The 17,756-nt window shown below is 61.8% G+C and carries 16 protein-coding genes and 1 pseudogene; 13 read left to right on the top strand and 4 right to left on the bottom strand.

The genetic code is table 11. The features are described 5' to 3' along the window. Positions 1–240 precede the first annotated feature (240 nt). The 5 genes from DYZ14_RS02310 to DYZ14_RS02290 all read left to right on the top strand — a co-directional run bounded on the left by DYZ14_RS02310 (position 241) and on the right by DYZ14_RS02290 (position 6,512). Entirely contained in the window at positions 241–1,053 is an 813-nt protein-coding gene (locus tag DYZ14_RS02310; RefSeq protein ID WP_154719159.1) for a Crp/Fnr family transcriptional regulator, read from the top strand. A 215-nt stretch (positions 1,054–1,268) separates the two neighbouring features. Continuing rightward, the gene (acsA, locus tag DYZ14_RS02305) at positions 1,269–3,017 is read left to right on the top strand and encodes an acetate--CoA ligase (protein WP_154719158.1); all 1,749 of its coding nucleotides are present in this window, start codon (positions 1,269–1,271) and stop codon (positions 3,015–3,017) included. Then, positions 3,014–5,017 carry a pyruvate dehydrogenase (acetyl-transferring) E1 component subunit alpha gene (pdhA, locus tag DYZ14_RS24300; protein ID WP_154719157.1) on the top strand — a complete coding sequence of 668 codons (2,004 nt, stop codon included), beginning with the start codon at positions 3,014–3,016 and terminating at the stop codon, positions 5,015–5,017. The genes acsA and pdhA overlap by 4 nt, the downstream gene beginning before the upstream one ends. A 2-nt stretch (positions 5,018–5,019) precedes the next feature. Further along, positions 5,020–6,270: a dihydrolipoamide acetyltransferase family protein gene (locus DYZ14_RS02295; protein ID WP_154719156.1), complete on the top strand. Its 1,251-nt coding sequence runs from the start codon at positions 5,020–5,022 to the stop codon at positions 6,268–6,270. After that, on the top strand, positions 6,267–6,512 hold the full coding sequence (locus DYZ14_RS02290; RefSeq protein ID WP_154719155.1) for an acyl carrier protein: 246 nt from the start codon (positions 6,267–6,269) through the stop codon (positions 6,510–6,512). The genes DYZ14_RS02295 and DYZ14_RS02290 overlap by 4 nt, the downstream gene beginning before the upstream one ends. Here the strand turns inward: DYZ14_RS02290 and DYZ14_RS24635 are convergent. Both DYZ14_RS24635 and DYZ14_RS02280 read right to left on the bottom strand, forming a co-directional pair. After that, positions 6,406–6,729 (bottom strand): annotated as a pseudogene (locus DYZ14_RS24635) (Hsp20/alpha crystallin family protein); the annotation flags it as partial. The gene DYZ14_RS02290 and the pseudogene DYZ14_RS24635 overlap by 107 nt on opposite strands. A gap of 208 nt (positions 6,730–6,937) precedes the next feature. Beyond that, positions 6,938–7,411: a YbhB/YbcL family Raf kinase inhibitor-like protein gene (locus tag DYZ14_RS02280; RefSeq protein WP_154719153.1), complete on the bottom strand. Its 474-nt coding sequence runs from the start codon at positions 7,409–7,411 to the stop codon at positions 6,938–6,940. 601 nt (positions 7,412–8,012) lie between these two features. On the opposite strand from DYZ14_RS02280, the gene proV reads away from it, so the two are divergent. From proV to DYZ14_RS02260, 4 genes are all read left to right on the top strand, one after another. Beyond that, positions 8,013–9,245, top strand: coding sequence for a glycine betaine/L-proline ABC transporter ATP-binding protein ProV (gene proV, locus DYZ14_RS02275; RefSeq protein ID WP_154719152.1), 1,233 nt, complete (start codon positions 8,013–8,015; stop codon positions 9,243–9,245). A 34-nt stretch (positions 9,246–9,279) separates the two neighbouring features. After that, positions 9,280–10,173 (top strand): ABC transporter permease, encoded by an 894-nt coding sequence (locus DYZ14_RS02270; RefSeq protein WP_154719151.1) that lies wholly within the window; start codon positions 9,280–9,282, stop codon positions 10,171–10,173. 52 nt (positions 10,174–10,225) lie between these two features. Further along, a complete protein-coding gene (locus DYZ14_RS02265; protein WP_154719150.1) occupies positions 10,226–11,104 on the top strand; it encodes a glycine betaine ABC transporter substrate-binding protein in 879 nt (292 codons plus the stop codon). Between the two features lie 85 nt (positions 11,105–11,189). After that, on the top strand, positions 11,190–11,471 hold the full coding sequence (locus DYZ14_RS02260) for a helix-turn-helix domain-containing protein (protein ID WP_154719149.1): 282 nt from the start codon (positions 11,190–11,192) through the stop codon (positions 11,469–11,471). Between the two features lie 128 nt (positions 11,472–11,599). On the opposite strand, the gene DYZ14_RS02255 is transcribed toward DYZ14_RS02260, so the two are convergent. Continuing rightward, complete coding sequence (locus DYZ14_RS02255) at positions 11,600–12,064, bottom strand: Lrp/AsnC family transcriptional regulator (protein WP_154719148.1); 465 nt, start codon at positions 12,062–12,064, stop codon at positions 11,600–11,602. A gap of 397 nt (positions 12,065–12,461) precedes the next feature. Between DYZ14_RS02255 and DYZ14_RS02250 the strand changes: the two genes are divergently transcribed. Genes DYZ14_RS02250 through lpdA form a run of 4 tightly spaced genes read left to right on the top strand, consistent with a single transcriptional unit; the run spans position 12,462 to position 17,420 of the window. Continuing rightward, the gene (locus DYZ14_RS02250) at positions 12,462–13,697 is read left to right on the top strand and encodes a thiamine pyrophosphate-dependent enzyme (protein ID WP_154719147.1); all 1,236 of its coding nucleotides are present in this window, start codon (positions 12,462–12,464) and stop codon (positions 13,695–13,697) included. A 1-nt stretch (position 13,698) separates the two neighbouring features. Next, positions 13,699–14,712: an alpha-ketoacid dehydrogenase subunit beta gene (locus DYZ14_RS02245; protein ID WP_154719146.1), complete on the top strand. Its 1,014-nt coding sequence runs from the start codon at positions 13,699–13,701 to the stop codon at positions 14,710–14,712. A gap of 1 nt (position 14,713) precedes the next feature. Then, complete coding sequence (locus tag DYZ14_RS02240) at positions 14,714–16,021, top strand: dihydrolipoamide acetyltransferase family protein (protein WP_154719145.1); 1,308 nt, start codon at positions 14,714–14,716, stop codon at positions 16,019–16,021. A 4-nt stretch (positions 16,022–16,025) separates the two neighbouring features. Continuing rightward, the gene (lpdA, locus tag DYZ14_RS02235) at positions 16,026–17,420 is read left to right on the top strand and encodes a dihydrolipoyl dehydrogenase (protein WP_154719144.1); all 1,395 of its coding nucleotides are present in this window, start codon (positions 16,026–16,028) and stop codon (positions 17,418–17,420) included. A 21-nt stretch (positions 17,421–17,441) separates the two neighbouring features. Here lpdA and DYZ14_RS24630 read toward each other — a convergent pair whose 3' ends face one another. Continuing rightward, the gene (locus DYZ14_RS24630) at positions 17,442–17,699 is read right to left on the bottom strand and encodes a winged helix-turn-helix domain-containing protein (protein WP_445292247.1); all 258 of its coding nucleotides are present in this window, start codon (positions 17,697–17,699) and stop codon (positions 17,442–17,444) included. Positions 17,700–17,756: the final 57 nt, after the last annotated feature.

Genomic DNA, 17,756 nt, shown 5'->3' with positions numbered 1-17,756 from the left:
GGAAGGCAAGAGGCGGTGCCGCCAAGAGCCGGCGCGTAAGGTCAGGCCGGAGAATATTGGCATTGGGCCAAGACCGCCGGCGACGCCGGCCGTATGGAAGTTCGTGCAGTCGATTGAATATCGCTAACGAAGTGCTCAATCCGCGTCGGGATTGACCTGGGTCAATTCGACGCGGGGTATTGGGAGTAGGTGTTAGAAAGTCTGTCAATTGCATTTGGCCACTGCTGCTGGGAGGAGAGTATGCCAAAAATCATGGTCGATTCGGATGCGATTGCTGACCAGCCTCTGCAATTACACAGCCATCCCAGGGGTGTTCGGCCGGACGACGCACAAGAGCAATTGAAGCGGATCGGCCATATCAGGCAGTATGACAGCGGTATCACCATCGTTGCCGAGGGCGATGAACCAAGCATCATCGGCCGGGTGGCATCCGGCGTTGTGCGCATAACGCAAACACTCGACGACGGACGACAGCAGATCGTGGGCTTGGCCATGCCCGGCGAGTATTTCGGACATTTTTTTCGCAGCGGCAGCGCCTTCATGTACGAGGCCGCGACCGATGTCGCTGCCTGCGTATTTCCTCAGAAACCCTTCGAAGCCCTCTTGGCCAGCCATCATGGGCTGGAGCACACGGTCATGATGGGGGCGTTGCGCGATCTGGAGTTGAGTCGCGAATGGATCATGGTTCTCGGTTGCCAGAACACCTTCGAACGCGTTGTCAGCTTCATGCTGCATATCCATAAGAGGATGCGCATGGCCGGACTGCCGACCCACGACCGCTTCATTGAATTTCCAATCGGGCGTCGCGACATCGCCGGCTACCTCGGCACGACGGTCGAAACCATCAGCAGGCATGTTCAGGCGTTGGCACGTCAGAGGATCATCAGGATTCTGGACAATTCCCATTTCGAGATCTGCAATCTCGGTCGGCTTCAGTCGCTGTCGAAGCAGCACTGGAACGCCATGGCGAAGTCGATACCGACGAGCGAGCTCGATTCCGGAGTGCCGCAGGCGCTGAAGGGAAAGAGCTGGTCGCAATCTGGGCTCGCCTGAATCCGTGCTGACGCGTTTCGCCCTCAAACTCCGAAGCTTTTCAAAAGCGCTCTCTACCAATCGCGCCAGAGGCTCGAGCAACGGGGCGGCTATCCCGGGTACAGGAGGGACCAGGGCGTTGACGGCCATCAATGCGGCTCAAAGGGGCTCTGATCCATATAGAGATTGTGGGTCCTGGAGGAGGATTGCCAACGGACGCCACGTGGGAGAGGTCGATGGACATTATCCGCAAGAGCGACGCCACCAGGCTAAAGGCCAATCTGCCTGACTATGACCAGTTCTGCGCGGGCTTTCACTGGGAGGACGCGGAGCGTCTTCTCGACGGGCTTTCCGGCGGAAAGTTGAACATCGCATTCGAGGCCATCGACAGGCACGTCATTCACGGTCGAGGCGACAGGACTGCCATCCGGTGGATTTCGAAAGACGGTGCGCGGCGGGACTTCAGCTACGTCGAAATGCAGCGGGAAACAAACCGTTTCGCCAATGTTCTCAATGGGCTTGGAATTGCCAGGGGTGACAGGGTGTATTCCCTCCTCGGTCGTGTCCCGGAACTCTACGTCGCCGCGCTTGGCACGCTGAAATGCGGCGCGGTTTTCTGCCCGATGTTTTCGGCCTTCGGACCGGAACCGGTCAAGGCCCGCATGGAGATCGGCAGCGCGCGCGTTCTGGTCACCTCCCATTCGCTCTACAAAAGGAAGGTCGCTCCCTGGCGCAAGGAGCTCGAGGGCCTCGACGCGGTACTCCTGATCGATGCCGGCGGTGAGGTGGAATCGGACACACACGATCTCCCCTCGCTGATGGCCAATGCGGCCACGGAGTTTCCGGTCGCGGCGACCGATCCGGAAGACATGGCGCTCCTGCACTTCACCTCCGGTACGACAGGTCGACCCAAGGGTGCTGTTCATGTGCACCGGGCGGTGGTGGCCCACCATTTGACTGGAAAGCTTGCCCTCGACCTCCATCCAGATGACGTGTTCTGGTGCACGGCCGATCCCGGCTGGGTCACAGGCACGTCCTACGGCATCATTTCACCGCTCACCAACGGCGCCACGATGATCGTGGACGAGGCTGAATTCGACGCAGGTCGCTGGTACGGCATCCTCGAGAGCGAGAAGGTGAACGTCTGGTATACGGCACCGACCGCCATCCGCATGCTGATGAAAGCCGGCGCGGCGCTCGCGAAGGGATACGATCTTTCTCGACTGCGTTTCATGGCCAGCGTCGGCGAGCCGCTCAATCCCGAAGCGGTGATCTGGAGCAACAGGACGTTTGGCATGCCGTTCCACGACAACTGGTGGCAGACGGAGACGGGTGGCATCATGATCGCCAACTATGCCTCGATGGACGTCAAGCCGGGTTCGATGGGCAAGCCCCTTCCCGGCATTGTCGCCGGGATCGTCGAGAAGCATGACGGTACGGTGCGGGAAGCCTCAAGGCCGATGACGATCGGCCAGTTGGCGCTGAAACCCGGTTGGCCGTCGATGATGCGGGCCTATCTCCACGAGGAGGAACGCTACCGCAAGTGCTTCGTCGATGGCTGGTATCTGAGCGGCGACCTGGCGATGCGGGACGAGGATGGATATTTCTGGTTCGTCGGTCGCGATGACGACGTTATCAAGAGCGCGGGCCACCTGATCGGCCCGTTCGAGGTCGAAAGCGCGCTGATGGAGCATCCGGCCGTTGCCGAGGCGGCAGTCATCGGCATACCGGACGAAACGATCGGCGAGGTGGTCAAAGCCTTCGTCGCTCTCAAACCGGGTCACGAGGGCAGCGATGACCTGATGCTCGATCTCCTCGGCCATGCGCGAAAGCGGCTTGGTCCCGCCGTTGCGCCGAAGGAAATTGCCTTCAGGAATAATCTGCCCAAGACGCGCTCCGGCAAGATCATGCGGCGCCTGCTCAAGGCACGGGAGTTGGGCCTGCCCGAGGGCGACATCTCAACGCTTGAAAGTGACGAAAGATGACCGACCGCTCCCAAAAACCGCATCTGACGCGAGAGCACGTGCTCGACCTCCTGGCCCAGATGATCCGCATCCGCCGGTTCGAGGACAAGTGCGCCGAGCTTTACACCGAGCAGAAGATCCGTGGATTCCTGCATCTCTACGATGGCGAGGAGGCGATCGCCGCCGGCATCATTCCTCTTCTGCAAAGCGAGGATCGTATCGTCGCGACCTATCGCGAACATGGCCACGCGCTGGTGCGCGGCCTGCCGATGAAGACGGTCATGGCGGAGATGTATGGCAAGATGGAAGGTTGCTCGGGCGGGCGGGGCGGCTCCATGCATCTGTTCTCCGCCGCCACCAATTTCTACGGTGGCAACGCAATCGTCGGCGGCGGCCTGCCGCTTGCCGCGGGTCTGGCGCTTGCCGACAAGATGCGCGGCGATGAACAAGTAACGGTGTGCTTTTTCGGCGAAGGCGCGGTCGCCGAAGGGGAATTTCACGAGAGCCTCAATCTCGCCTCGCTCTGGCATCTGCCGGTGCTGTTCGTCTGCGAAAACAACCGCTATGCCATGGGCACCGCGCTGGAACGCTCGGAGGCGGTCATCGACATTCACAGGAAGGCCGAGAGTTACGGGCTGATCAGCGAGCTTGTCGACGGAATGGATGTCGTCGCCGTCGAAGCGGCCGCACGGCGCGCACTGGAAACGATCCGGGAGGTAGGGGAACCCTATTTCCTGGAGTGCCAGACCTATCGGTTTCGTGCCCACTCAATGTTCGATGCACAGCTCTATCGATCGAAGGAGGAGGTCGAGGAATGGCGGCGCAAGGGGCCGATCCTGCGCTTCCAGTCATGGCTGCTTGAGAATGGCATCGTTCATGCCGGTGATATTGACAGGATCACCGCTGAAACCGATGCCGAGATCGCCGACGCCGTGGCGTTCGCGGAAGCCGGAAGCTGGGAACCGCTCGAGAGCCTGGGCCGGCATGTCGTGGCCCCGGTTCGGCCCGCTTCGCCGCCAAAGGTCGAGCCGGCTGCGGAGACTGTGGAAACCACCTATCGCGAAGCGGTGAAGATGGCGATCGAGGAGGCGCTCGACCGCGACAGCCGGACTTTCCTGATGGGGGAGGATGTCGGCCAGTATGGGGGGTGCTATGCCGTCAGCAAGGGCTTGCTGCAGAAATACGGGCCGGACCGGATCCGCGACACACCGTTGTCGGAATCCGGGTTCACCGGCGCGGGAATCGGCGCCGCGATCGCCGGAATGCGTCCGATCGTCGAGGTGATGACGGTCAACTTCTCCATGCTGGCCCTGGACCAGATTCTCAACACGGCTGCGACGTTCCGGCACATGTCGAACGGCCAGTTCGGGGTCCCGATCGTCATCCGTATGGCGACGGGGGCAGGCCGGCAACTGGCGGCGCAGCACTCCCACAGTCTGGAAGGCTGGTATGCGCATATACCGGGCCTACGCGTCCTCACGCCGGCGACCATCGAAGACGCGCGCGGCATGCTCTGGACGGCGCTGGAAGACCCGGACCCGGTGCTGATCTTCGAAAATGTCATGCTCTACAACCGAAGCGGACCACTGGCCGTCAACGCCGCTCCGGTCGATATCAGCAGCGCAGCGGTGCGCAGGGAAGGGCGCGATGTCTCGCTGATCACCTATGGTGGATCGCTGTTCAAGACACTGGATGCCGCAGCCGAACTCGAACGTGCCGGCATCTCCGCCGAGGTCATCGATCTTCGCAGTCTAAGGCCGCTTGATGAGCAGACGATCCTTGCCTCCGTGTCGAAGACCCGGAGAGCCTTGATCGTCGACGAGGGGTGGCGCTCGGGAAGCATCTCCGCCGAAATCGGCATGCGGATTGCGGAGAAGTGTTTCTACGAGCTCGACGCGCCGCTTGCCAGGGTCTGCAGCGAGGAGGTGCCTATCCCCTATGCCAAGCATCTTGAGGACGCGGCGATACCGCAGGTCGACAAGATCGTCTCTGCCGTGCGCTCTCTCATGGGAAAGGCGTGATCATGGCTGAATTCCGCATGCCTTCGCTTGGCGCGGACATGGAAGCCGGGACGCTCGTCGAATGGCTCGTCAAGCCGGGCGCGACCCTGAGGCGGGGCGATGTCATCGCTGTGGTCGAAACCCAAAAGGGTGCGATCGAGATTGAGAATTTCGAGGAAGGCATCTTCGAGGGGCCGATCGCCCAGATCGGCACCAGGGTTCCGGTGGGAACGCCGATAGCGCTGATACGGCGTCAGGACGAGCCGGCGGCTGCTGTCGCCCCAGGTGCTCCGGCTCCGCCGGCCCCGGAAGGACCGCCCGCAGAAGCCCCCGTTCCGCCGCAGATGGCCGAGATTGCAGCCGCCGCCCGGCAGCGACCGGAAGAGCCTGTGCCCTTGTCCGTCGCACCGCCGCCGAGGGCTGCCGAGACAGCGCCGGAAAGGGTGCGTGCCTCGCCCGCGGCACGGCGCTATGCGGTGGATCACGGCATCGATCTGTCACTGGTCGAGGGCGGCGGTCCTCATGGGGAAACCCAGCTTCGTGATCTTGAGGGAATGGAAAGCCGTCCGCCGACACCTGCCGCACCACCCGTCGAAGCCGTCCTGCAACCGATGACCGGCATGCGCGCCGCCATTGCCGCCGCCATGGCGCGTTCCAAGCGGGAGATCCCGCACTATTATCTGGCGCACAGAATCGACCTCACGGAAGCCGAGGCCTGGCTGTCGAACTTCAACACCCGGCGCGATCCGGCGGAGCGTCTGGTTCTGGGCGCACTGTTCGTCAAGGCCGTCGCGCGGGCGACGCGGAAGTATCCGGAATTCAACGGACATTTCACCGATGGCGTCTTCCGCCCGAGCCCGGTCGTCCATGCCGGCGTGGCGATCAATATCCGGGGAACCGGTCTCGTGGCTCCCGCCATCCATGATGCCGATGCGCTCGGTGTCCCCGAACTGATGGCGGCCATGCGCGATCTTGTCGGCCGGGTCAGGGCAGGCAGATTCCGGTCGTCGGAACTGTCGGACCCGACGATTACAGTCTCGAGCCTTGGCGATCGCGGTGTCGAGACCCTCTATGGCGTCATCTATCCGCCTCAGGTCGCCATCGTCGGCTTCGGCATGCCGGTCACGGAAGTACGGGCACTGGAGGGTCTGATCGGTCCGCACAAGATCGTGCATGTCACGCTGGCCGGAGACCACCGGGTGAGCGACGGCCACCGCGGCGCGCTCTTTCTGTCCCATATTGACCAACTTCTGCAGAAGCCGGAGGCCCTATGACCAAGCAGGAACTGGAAGCGGTGCTGGCGGAGGCGCTTCGGCGCATCGCGCCTGATGTCGATGTTGCGGAGATAGACGGGGATGGGGACCTTAGGCAGGAGTTCGACATCGACTCCATCGATTTCCTCAATCTGATCACGGCTCTGGCAAAGCGCTTTTCGCTGCCGATCCCGGAGGAGGACTATCCCAGGCTTCGCAGCTTCGCGGCCATCGTCGACTATCTCGGGGAGAAGGTTGTCTAGAAGGTCCCGGCACGTCGTTTGACATGCTGGTTCGAGTGTACGCTTGGGCGTCAGCGTAGGAATGCCAAGCCGGCTCACGGACTTCGATGTTTCTTGTCTGCGCCACCGCGCCCGGCGGTTTCGGGACCGTCACCGTCAGTACACCATTCTCAAAATCGGGCTTGACGGTGTCGGCATCGACCCTGAACGGCGAAATCATCGTTCTTTGGAAGGAATCGGCCGCACGCTCTTATGCGATGAAGCGTGCCCTTGCGCTCCTTCTTTTCTTCCTTTTCAGGTTTCTTTTCGCCTTGATCGTGATTGGGTCGTCGATTTCCTGCCGCTCCACGCCGGGAAGTTCGTCCGTCATGCAGATAACGTTGACGTTCGATCGAACGATCGGCGTCAGACGCCATACGGCATGGGGCCCGGTCGGCCTCTTGTCATCACGTGCCTGCCTTCTGATAGGTCCCGATGATCTCCGTGCCGGAGAGGACATGGCCGCGCATCGCCGACTCGATCTGGTCCTTGGATCCCGGCGTCAAATGGTCTAGCAGGCGATCGAGTGCATAGAGCTTGAAAAAGTAGCGATGCCTGCCGATCGGCGGGCAGGGGCCGCCGTAATCCTTGCGCTTCCAGTCGTTGATACCGGTCACGGTCGTTCCGTGCAGGACCGACACGCCGGCGGGTAGACCGCTCAGGTCCGGAGGCAGATTGTAGAGTATCCAATGAACCCAGGTCATTTTTGGGTGGGCGGGATCCGGCGCGTCCGGATCGTCGACGATGAGGACCAGACTTTTCGTCGTGGGCGGAACGCCTTTCCATTCGAGTGGCGGCGAGATGTCCTCACCCTCACAGGTATAGGGGCGCGGAATTTGTCCGTTATGGGCGAATGCGGGTGAGGCTATCACGAAGGCCATGTCATGCTCCTTTCGTTAAAGAACGCCAGCCTATCGCGACGTCGTCATCTCGGAAGACCCCGGCGAATGTCCCCGCCATGCTTGGCTACAGCCGAAGTCGTTGCGAGCACGTGGTTTCCTTGACGGATATCTACTCTCTGCGCCGTTCGCCAAGACCTTGGATCACTGATGAATGACAATGCCGGGAAATCCTATTCTGCATCATATCAGGCAGCGCATGACACCCTGAATGAGGGCCGCCGAAAAGGCAGGAAATGCCCTTATCCCCCCACTTTTCAGCCTTCCGACCGCAAGCCAAGGCGAAGCGAACAATAGGCTGGAACCACTAAATCTAGATTTTTTTATGGACAAGTGTGGCTTTTTCCCATATGTAGAGGCCTCATCTCGCTCGCGAGACGATTTGCTTTTTGCAGATCCACTTGTCTCAGGCATCTTTTTGCCTTGTCAACAGAGACTGATATCAGCACGGGAACTGCGGCGCTCGCGCCGTTCGATGAAGACGGGAATATTGCTCCCTCGGAACAGCACTGAGTGCTCCGCGTGGAACTATTTCGCCAGAAAAGGAGCGTTCTCCCGCTACCGAGCGGGGGCTTGAGAAAATATGGCCCTGACAACTGAAACAGACGTGTCGGCAAAACCGGACACGCCCAAGATCAGTCTCAAATCCGTCTACAAAGTTTTCGGTGAGCGACCGGAAAAGGCGCTCGAACTCTTCCGCTCCGGCAAGTCGAAGGCGGAGGTGCATGCACAGACCGGTAATTCCATCGGCGTCTCCAATGCGACATTCGATATCCGTGCCGGCGAGATTTTCGTCATCATGGGCCTTTCGGGTTCCGGCAAGTCCACCTTGCTCCGCCTGCTCAACCGCCTGATAGAACCGACCTCGGGCTCGATCGAAATCGACGGCCACGATATTACCGGCATGTCCCGCAGTGAGCTCATCGCGCTTCGCCGGCGCGACATCAGCATGGTCTTCCAGTCCTTTGCGCTTCTGCCCAACCGGTCGGTACTCAACAATGCCGCTTTCGGCCTCGAAGTGGCGGGCATGGCAGAGGCCGAGCGCAAGAAACGGGCGCTTGCGGCGCTCGATGCGGTCGGACTTGCCGGCTATGCCGAGAGCCGCCCGGACCAGCTCTCCGGCGGCATGAAGCAGCGCGTAGGCCTGGCCCGCGCGCTGGCCAGCGAGCCCACCATACTTCTGATGGACGAGGCCTTTTCGGCCCTCGATCCGTTGATCCGCACCGAAATGCAGGATGAACTGGTACGGCTGCAGTCGGAACACAGCCGCACCATCGTCTTCGTCAGCCATGATCTCGACGAAGCCATGCGGATCGGCGACCGGATCTGCATCATGCAGGACGGGGAGGTTATCCAGGTCGGTACACCCGACGAAATCGTCATGCAGCCGGCCAATGACTATGTCCGGTCCTTCTTCCGCAATGTCGATGTCAGTCAGGTCTTCAAGGCCGGCGACGTGGCGCGCAAGACGCAGGTGACCATCATCGAACGACAGGGCGTGAGCGTCGCGGCGGCGCTCGAGCGGATGAAGAATTTCGACCGCGACTACGCCATCATTCTCGGTCGCGACAAGACCTATCACGGCATGGTCAGCCAGGCCTCCCTGGTCGACAAGGTGCGCGCCAGGGACCCCGACCCCTACCGCAGTGCCTTCCTGCCCGAGGTGGAACCCATCCCGGCGGAAGAGCCCCTGTCAAACGTGCTGGGCCGCGTCGCGTCGAGCCCCTGGCCGGTGCCGGTGGTCGACCAGCGCAACCGCTATCTCGGCTCGATCAGCAAGTCCGTCCTGCTTGAAACGCTCGATCGAGCCAACTGATCACGCAGCTGGTCTCTTCTGAGAGAGGATCCCCATGACTTTGGAAATCGCTGACGTCGTCGATAGCGCCGTCAATTACATTCTCGACAATTTCTCACCGGCGCTCGACATGATCGCCGCCACGATCGGCTTTGTCACCGGCGGTATCCTGGCCGCGCTCGCCGCCATTCCGATGCCCGTGGGGATCGCCATATTCGTGTTCCTCTCCCTGTGGCGTGTCGGGTTCGGCTTTGCCGTCTTCACCGGTCTGTCACTCTGGCTCGTGCAGTACATGGCCCTTTGGCCCGCCACGATGGAAACACTGTCGCTGGTCATCGCCTCCACCATCCTGGCCATGGTCGTCGGCCTGCCGCTCGGCATTGCCATGGCGCGCAACGACACGGTCGCTGCCGGGGTGCGCCCGGTGCTTGACCTGATGCAGACCATGCCGGCCTTCGTCTATCTCATCCCCGCAGCCATGTTCTTCGGCCTCGGCGCCGTGCCGGGAACGATCGCCACGGTCATCTTCGCCATGCCGCCGGTCGTGCGCCTCACCAATCTGGGCATCCGCCAGGTGCATGCGGAGTTCATCGAAGCGGGCCAGGCCTTCGGCTGTACGTCGTCGCAGCTTCTCTTCAAGGTGCAATTGCCAAATGCCCTGCCCTCGATCATGGCCGGCATCAACCAGACGATCATGCTGTCGCTTTCGATGGTGGTCATCGCCTCGATGATCGGCGCCGGCGGTCTGGGCAATACGGTGCTGACCGGCATTCAGCGTCTCGATGTCGGCACCGGCTTCGAGGGCGGTCTCGCCGTCGTCATCCTGGCGGTCGTTCTCGACCGAATCACCCAGAGCCTCGGGAAGGAAAACACCGGCTTGCGCCGCTTCCTTTCCTGGAAACCAGCGGAAACAGACGCACCCGTAACGCGTGCCACTGTCTCCGGCTGAACCATGGCGGGGCGTTCCCCGCCGAATGCGAACCTTTGAAAAAGGAGCAACCATGTTGAAAAAAATCGCGTCCCTCAGCGCCACCCTCGGTCTTGCCGCAATGCTTGTCAGTGGAACGGCCCCGGCCGGCCTTGCGCAGGAGAGCAAGCCGGTCAAGATCGGCTGGTCGGCCTGGTCTGACGCCGAATTCGTCACCAAGCTGGCGGCCAAGTTGATCAAGGACGAGCTTGGTCAGGACGTCGAGCTTGTTCAGACCGACGTGGCACCGCTCTATCAGGGCGTCAGCCGAGGTGACCTGGACTTCATGATGATGGCCTGGCTGCCGCAGACGCATGCCGACTACTACAGCCGCGTCAAGGACAAGGTCGAAACCCTCGGCACCGTCTATGACGGAGCAAAGCTCGGCTGGGTCGTTCCCGCCTATATCCCTGAAAGCGAGATTTCGTCCATCGAGGACCTGAAGAAGCCCGAGGTGATGGAAAAGCTGAAGAACACGGTGCAGGGCATCGATCCCGGCGCTGGTCTGACCCGCCTGTCGCAGGAGGCTCTGAAGACCTATGAGCTTGGCGATTACAAGCTGCAAATCTCCAGCGAAGCCGGTATGCTGACCACCGTCGAGCGGGCCTATCGCTCCGAAGACTGGTTTGTCGCCACTTCCTGGAGCCCCCACTGGATGTTCGGCAAATACAAGCTGCGCTACATCGATGATCCCAAGAAGGCCCTGGGCGAGGCGGAGCATGTCGACGTTCTGGCGCGCAAGGGCTTCAAGCAGGACAATCCAGAGGTTGCCGTCTTCATGTCGCGCATGAAGCTGCCGCTCTCCGACCTCGAAGCTGCAATGTTTACCGCGCAGGAGACATCCTACGAGGAAGCCGTCACCAAGTACATTTCCGACCATCCGGACCAGATCAAGGCCTGGGTCGGGAAATAGCGATCCCTAATCCTGCGTCCGGTTCTGCCGGTCGTGACCCGGCCCGCCTCTCGAGGCGGGCCCCCTCAATCAGGAAGGACATGAGATGCTGGACATTCCCTATCACACGATCGATCGACAAGCCGACACACTCGGCGGACGGATCTCCTTCGCACGCGATGTGCTGGACCTGTCGACGGAGGATGCCGCACGGATTCTCGGCGTCGAGGCGCGGACCTGGGCCAATTGGGAAAAGGACCGAGCTGAACCGCGCGCAAACCGGCTGAGTATGCTGGCGGGCGTTCTGCAGGTCAGTCTGCCCTGGCTGCTGACAGGCCAGGGACATGGGCCGGACTGGGAGGAGCCTTCACCTGTCGATGTCCATTGAGACATGGACCTGTCCGGAGCCAATCTCCGCGGCCGATGCGCTTTGGTTTGGCTGTTGCATTGACACCGGCGAGGCTGGGTCGCCAGCCACATCAGGCCGATAATCCAATTGTTTCTGCGATCTGACGCTTAGATCAGCGTCGATTGGACGTCCTTGAAACGCCGCAGGGACAAGCTCGTGCGCGTCCCCCGCACGCCGTCGATCATGTAGAGCTTCTCCCGCAGAAAACGCTCCAGCGCGCCGGTATCCGAGATTGCTACCTTGATGAAGCAGTCGAAATCGCCGGTGGTGATGTGAACCTCGAGAACTTCCGGCAGAGCCGCCAGTTTTTCGCAGACGCCTTCCAGCGGATAGTGCGCGTGGTTTTCCAGCGTGATGTCGATCAGCGCGATTTCGGGATAACCCAGCTTTTCCATGTCGAGCACGGCCGTATAGCCGCGGATGATGCCTGCCTGCTCCAGACGGTTCACCCGCTTCCAGCAGGGCGGGGGTGACAGGCCGACCGCCTCGGCCAGTTGCGTATTCTGCTGGCGGGCATCCGCCAGCAATTGCGTGAGGATCTTGCGATCCGTGGAATCCAGAATCTGCCCCATGTGTTCCTCCTCCAGGAAATGAATGTATTCGAAAAGCCGATGACAGCATGGTTCGTTTCGGAGAATCGCTCAAGACGGGGAAACAAAGTCAGGACATTTCCCGGCATCGAGGAATAGCATGATGCATGATCGTCGAATGATCCTTGCCCTTGGGAGGGGGCCGACATGTCGAACGCATCCAGCCGCCCTGTAGATTTCCACGCGACAGCACGTTTCCGCGATTGCGGGTTCTGCTATCGGGCGATGCCTATTCCACCGATATTGCGTTCAACAAGGGACTTGCCGCGAGATCCAGGAGATTGACCAAAACCTGATTGTGCAAAGGCGGGAGGCTTTTGCACAGCAGATCAAAGGCGCCTCGCGCGCCAGCCGAAGCACTTGCTTGGAGGAGAAGAAAGTGAGTTCGAAAACCAGACTGTCCTTTGCCCATCCGCCCGCGCGTCCCGGGGAACAGCCGGATTTCTCGTCCCTGGAGATCCCCAAGGCCGGCGCGCTCGCCGTTCCCCCGCTCGATGTGGCGGCAACCGACTGCGTCGACCACGCCAATTCACTCATCCGCGTGCTGAATGACGCCGGCGAGCCGGTCGGTCCCTGGGCCGACTATCTGGGCAACCCGGATGCCGATACCCTGCGGACGGGATTGGCCGACATGATGACCTCTCGTATCATCGACACGCGCATGCTGAACGCCCAGCGCCAGGGCAAGATGTCCTTCTACATCCAGCAGATCGGCGAAGAGGCGATCGGTTGTGCCTTTCGGCGGGCCTTGAAGCCCGGCGACATGAATTTCGCCACCTATCGCCAGCAGAGCCTGCTGATTGCCGGTGACTATCCGCTGGAAAAGCTCCTGGGCCAGATCTACTCCAACGCCTATGATCCATTGCTCGGCCGGCAGCTGCCGACGCTTCACTCGGCGCGGGAGCACGGCTTCTTCACCATTTCCGGCAATCTCGGCACGCAATATGTGCATGCCGTGGGCTGGGCCATGGCCAACGCGCTGACCGGCAAGGAAAACCTCGCCGTCGGCTGGATCGGCGACGGATCAACGGCCTCTAATGATTTTCATACCGGCCTCCTGTCCGCCTCCTCTTACTGGCCGCCGGTCATCCTCAATGTCGTCAATAACCAGTGGGCCATTTCCACCTATACCGGGGTTGCCCGAGGTCATGGCCGGACCTATGCCGCGCGGGCATTGGGCTATGGCCTTCCGGCGCTGCGGGTCGACGGCAATGATTATCTCGCGGTCATGGCCGTGACGAAGTGGGCGACCGAGCGGGTGCGGGGCGGGCACGGACCGGTGCTCATCGAATGGTACACCTACCGTGTCGGCGCCCATTCCTCTTCCGACGATCCAAGCGCCTATCGTCCGAAGGACGAGGCAAAGGCCTGGCCTCTCGGAGATCCGATCGAGCGCCTGAAGCAGCACCTTATCCTGCGGGGCGACTGGAGTGAGGAGCGCCATGTCCAGGCCGAGGCGCGGATCCTGGCTGAAGTCGTCGATGTGCAGAAACGCGTCGAGGCGGCTGGAACGCTGCTCGATCCGCAGCCCATACCGGGCGCCAGCATCTTCAAGGGCGTCTATGCCGACACACCGGAGCATATCCGCCGTCAGCGGCAGGAAATGGGGGTCTGACATGGCACGTCTGACAATGATCGAAGCGCTTCGCGACGCCATGGATGTCATGCTGGAGCGTGACGAAAAAGTGGTGATCTTCGGCGAGGATGTGGGCTATTTCGGCGGCGTGTTCCGCTGCACGGCCGGTCTGCAGAAGAAATACGGCGAGGAACGCGTCTTCGATACGCCGATCAACGAAAGTGCGATTGTCGGGCTTGGCATCGGCATGGCGGCACAGAGCATGAAACCGTGTGTCGAGATCCAGTTCGCCGATTATGTCTATCCCGCCTATGACCAGATCACCCAGGAGGCGGCACGCATCCGCCACCGCTCCAACGAGCAGTTTTCCTGTCCGATCGTCATCCGCATGCCGACCGGCGGCGGCATCTATGGCGGCCAGACCCACAGCCAGAGCCCGGAGGCGCTGTTTACCCATGTGGCGGGCCTGAAGGTCGTGCAGCCTTGCACGCCGCATGACGCGAAGGGACTGCTGATCACGGCGATGGAAGACCCGGACCCGGTGATCTTCCTGGAACCGAAAAGACTCTACAACGGCCCCTTCAACGGTGATCATGCCGCACCGGCGCAGAGTTGGAAGAGCCATCCGCTGGGTGAGGTGCCGGAGGGGCATTATGCCATACCGCTCGGCAAGGCACGGGTGCATCGCGAAGGGGGCGCCGTCACCATTCTCACTTATGGCACGATGGTGTTCGTCGCCGAGGCCGCCGTGGATAGCCTCGGGCTCGATGCCGAGATCGTCGATCTGCGCTCGCTCCTGCCGCTCGATCTCGAGGCGATCGAGGCGTCGGTGCGCAAGACCGGCCGTTGCGTGGTCATCCACGAGGCGACCCGGACCTCGGGACTTGCCGGCGAGATCATCGCCTGCGTGCAGGAGACCTGCTTCTATCATCTGGAAGCGCCGATCATGCGCGTTACCGGCTGGGATGCACCTTATCCGCATGCGCAGGAATGGGATTATTTCCCCGGACAGGAACGCATCCGCCGGGCGCTGAAAACCGTGATGGAGGCATGACATGGTGATCAGAACGATCAAGCTGCCGGATGTGGGCGAAGGCGTTACCGAAGCCGAACTGGCTGAAATGCTGGTGAAGCCCGGCGATCTCGTGCGGGAAGATGATCCGATCGCTGCCGTGATGACCGACAAGGCGACGGTTGAAATCACCTCGGCGTATAGCGGGACGGTGGTCTGGACCGCGCAAGAGGTCGGCCAGATCATGGCCATAGGGTCGGATCTGGTGCGCATCGAGGAAGATGCAGGTGAGGCCCAGGCCTTGCAGCCGATGCAAGAGACGCAGCCGGCAGCGCAGGAAACTGCGCCGGTGCGGGAGACGCCGACCGAAAGGCCGTCATTGGCCCTCGAAGCGCAGGATGTCGGCAAGGCGGTTAAAACCAATCAACCCGAGCCGCATCGGCCACAAACGGCCATACCGCCCCGGCCGGAAGGGGCCCCGGTGCTTGCGGCACCAGCGGTGCGTGAGCGTGCCCGCCAAGGCGGCATCGACCTGCGGCAGGTGCAGGGAACGGGGCCGGCCGGACGCGTGACGCATGAGGATCTCGACCGCCTGTTCCAAGCGGCAGGGGAGGGCCACGCAGCAAAATCCGGATTGTCCCGCACGACGCCGGAAGACGTCGAGACGGTGAAGGTCACCGGGCTTCGGCGCATGATCGCCCGGCGCATGAGCGAGGCAAATGCCAGTATTCCGCACATTACCGTCATCGAGGAGGTGGATGTCACCGAAATCGAGGCCCTGCGGACGAGGCTCAACGAGACGCGCGGCGATCGGCCGAAGCTGACGCTGCTGCCGCTGGTGGCGGCCGCGCTCGTCAAGGCCAAGCAGTCCTGCCCGAAGATCTTCGCGCGCTATGATGACGTAGCCGACGAGGTTGAATATTCCAGCGCCGTGGATATCGGCATCGCGACGATGACCGAGAATGGACTGATGGTCCCGGTGCTGCGCAATGCGCAGTCTGCCGATCTCTTCGGCATGGCCGCCGAGATCGCCAGGCTGTCGGACGCCTGCCGGGCCAACAAGGCAAAGCGCGAGGAACTGTCGGGCTCGACGATCACCATCACCTCGCTCGGCCCGCTCGGCGCGATCGCCACCACGCCGATCATCAACAAGCCGGAAGTGGCGATCCTCGGCATCAACCGCATGGCGATCAGGCCGAGCTGGAACGGCACCGCGTTCGTGCCACGCAATATGATGAACCTGTCCGCGAGCTTCGACCATCGCATCATCGACGGCTATGATGCAGCCATCTTCGTCAACCGGATGAAGGTGCTGCTCGAAACGCCCGCCATGATCTTCATGAAGGACTGAGGCGATGGCCGATCAATCTTGCAAGGTACTCGTCATCGGTGCCGGTCCGGGCGGCTATGTCTGCGCCATCCGGGCGGGCCAGCTCGGGCTCGACACCATCATTGTCGAAAGGGAAGCCGTCGGCGGTACCTGCCTCAACATCGGCTGCATCCCCTCCAAGGCGCTCATTCATGCGGCAGGTGAATTCCATGCCTTGCGCGAGGCGGCGAGCGGTCGTTCCAAGCTCGGTATTTCCGCAGGCCCTGCCGCGATCGATCTTAAAAGGACGGTTGCCTGGAAGGATGGCGTCGTACGGCAATTGACCGGCGGCGTTGCAGGCCTTCTGCGCAAGGCGGGCGTGAGGCAGATCGAGGGCACCGCGCGCATCGTCGATGGCAAGACCGTCTCCGTCGAGACGGCCGACGGCAACCTGCGGATCGTCTGCGAGCATCTGGTGATCGCCACGGGCTCGCGGCCCGTCGAGGTGCCGTCGCTGCCGTTCGGAGGCAATATCCTCTCCTCGACCGAGGCGCTTTCGCTTTCACAGGTTCCCGAAACACTGGCGGTGGTCGGCGGCGGCTATATCGGCCTGGAAATCGGCACTGCCTATGCCAAGCTTGGCGCCAGGGTTTCGATCGTCGAGGCCAAGTCGCAACTTCTGCCGCAGTATGACGAAGAGCTGACACGACCTGTTCTGGCGCGGCTGAAGGCGCTGGGCGTGGACGTGCATCTCGATGCCGTCGCGGAAGGCTATGACCAGGCCGGGCGGATGCTGGCCGTCAGGGCCGGCGGCGTGAGCGGCGGGGTCGCGGCGGACAAGGTTCTGGTGACCGTTGGCCGCCGCCCGGTCTTGGAGGAGGTCGGCGTGGACGCGCTCGGTCTTGACAGGAATGGTCCTTTCATCCGGTGCAATGACAGGGGACACACCTCCATGCGCCAGGTCTATGCCATCGGCGATGTCACCGGCGAGCCCATGCTCGCGCATCGAGCCATGGCGCAGGGCGAGATCGTTGCCGAGGTGATTGCCGGGCAGGTGGGCAGATGGGAGAAACGGGTCATTCCGGCCGTCTGCTTCACCGATCCCGAGATCGTCGTGGCGGGCCTTTTGCCGGGTCAGGCCCATGCGGCGGGCAAGGATGTCGGTATTGCCAGCTATCCTCTGCGGGCCAATGGACGTTCCCTGACGCTGGAGCGCTCGGACGGTTTCGTGCGCATCGTTTTCGACAAGGGATCCGGCCTTGTTCTCGGCATCCAGGCCGTCGGCGCGGCCTGCGCCGAAATGGCAGGGGAATTCGCCCTTGCCCTGGAAATGTACGCGACACTTACCGATGTCGCTGCGACGATCCACGCGCATCCAACGCTGGGCGAGACGGTACAGGAGGCTGCCCTGATGGGGCTCGGTAAAGCGCTGCACGCCTGATCGGCGCCGGCACCGCCTTCGTCATTCCCAGTGCACATCGCCGAGGAAGATATAGCCGGCTCCGTAAATGGTCTTGATCAGCGACGGGTTCTTGGGATCCTCACCCAGCTTGGTGCGCAGGCGCGAGATCCGCACATCCATGGCCCGATCAAAGCTCTCGCCGGCAACGCCACCCAGGCTTTCCTGCATTTGCGGCCGGGAAATGAGCCGGCGCGGGCGCTCCAGGAAGAGGCGCAGCACCTGGCCCTCCGCATTGGAAAACGAAATGTGCTCGCCCATGTCGGAAACCAGGGTGTAGCTGTCAAACAGCGCGGTCCAGCCATCGAAACGGGCGGT

Origin of the sequence: Ciceribacter sp. T2.26MG-112.2 (genome assembly GCF_900492205.1) — a bacterium.
Taxonomy (GTDB): domain Bacteria; phylum Pseudomonadota; class Alphaproteobacteria; order Rhizobiales; family Rhizobiaceae; genus Allorhizobium; species Allorhizobium naphthalenivorans_A.
This window is presented reverse-complemented; position numbering and strand designations above follow the sequence as displayed.

What these genes read in the sequence shown, in the direction of transcription:
- DYZ14_RS02310 (WP_154719159.1), top strand. Translation starts at nt 241, where the DNA reads ATGCCAAAAATCATGGTCGATTCGGATGCGATTGCTGACCAGCCTCTG.
- acsA (WP_154719158.1), top strand. Translation starts at nt 1,269, where the DNA reads ATGGACATTATCCGCAAGAGCGACGCCACCAGGCTAAAGGCCAATCTG.
- pdhA (WP_154719157.1), top strand. Translation starts at nt 3,014, where the DNA reads ATGACCGACCGCTCCCAAAAACCGCATCTGACGCGAGAGCACGTGCTC.
- DYZ14_RS02295 (WP_154719156.1), top strand. Translation starts at nt 5,020, where the DNA reads ATGGCTGAATTCCGCATGCCTTCGCTTGGCGCGGACATGGAAGCCGGG.
- DYZ14_RS02290 (WP_154719155.1), top strand. Translation starts at nt 6,267, where the DNA reads ATGACCAAGCAGGAACTGGAAGCGGTGCTGGCGGAGGCGCTTCGGCGC.
- DYZ14_RS02280 (WP_154719153.1), bottom strand. Translation starts at nt 7,411, where the DNA reads ATGGCCTTCGTGATAGCCTCACCCGCATTCGCCCATAACGGACAAATT.
- proV (WP_154719152.1), top strand. Translation starts at nt 8,013, where the DNA reads ATGGCCCTGACAACTGAAACAGACGTGTCGGCAAAACCGGACACGCCC.
- DYZ14_RS02270 (WP_154719151.1), top strand. Translation starts at nt 9,280, where the DNA reads ATGACTTTGGAAATCGCTGACGTCGTCGATAGCGCCGTCAATTACATT.
- DYZ14_RS02265 (WP_154719150.1), top strand. Translation starts at nt 10,226, where the DNA reads ATGTTGAAAAAAATCGCGTCCCTCAGCGCCACCCTCGGTCTTGCCGCA.
- DYZ14_RS02260 (WP_154719149.1), top strand. Translation starts at nt 11,190, where the DNA reads ATGCTGGACATTCCCTATCACACGATCGATCGACAAGCCGACACACTC.
- DYZ14_RS02255 (WP_154719148.1), bottom strand. Translation starts at nt 12,064, where the DNA reads ATGGGGCAGATTCTGGATTCCACGGATCGCAAGATCCTCACGCAATTG.
- DYZ14_RS02245 (WP_154719146.1), top strand. Translation starts at nt 13,699, where the DNA reads ATGGCACGTCTGACAATGATCGAAGCGCTTCGCGACGCCATGGATGTC.
- DYZ14_RS02240 (WP_154719145.1), top strand. Translation starts at nt 14,714, where the DNA reads ATGGTGATCAGAACGATCAAGCTGCCGGATGTGGGCGAAGGCGTTACC.
- lpdA (WP_154719144.1), top strand. Translation starts at nt 16,026, where the DNA reads ATGGCCGATCAATCTTGCAAGGTACTCGTCATCGGTGCCGGTCCGGGC.
- DYZ14_RS24630 (WP_445292247.1), bottom strand. Translation starts at nt 17,699, where the DNA reads ATGGGCGAGCACATTTCGTTTTCCAATGCGGAGGGCCAGGTGCTGCGC.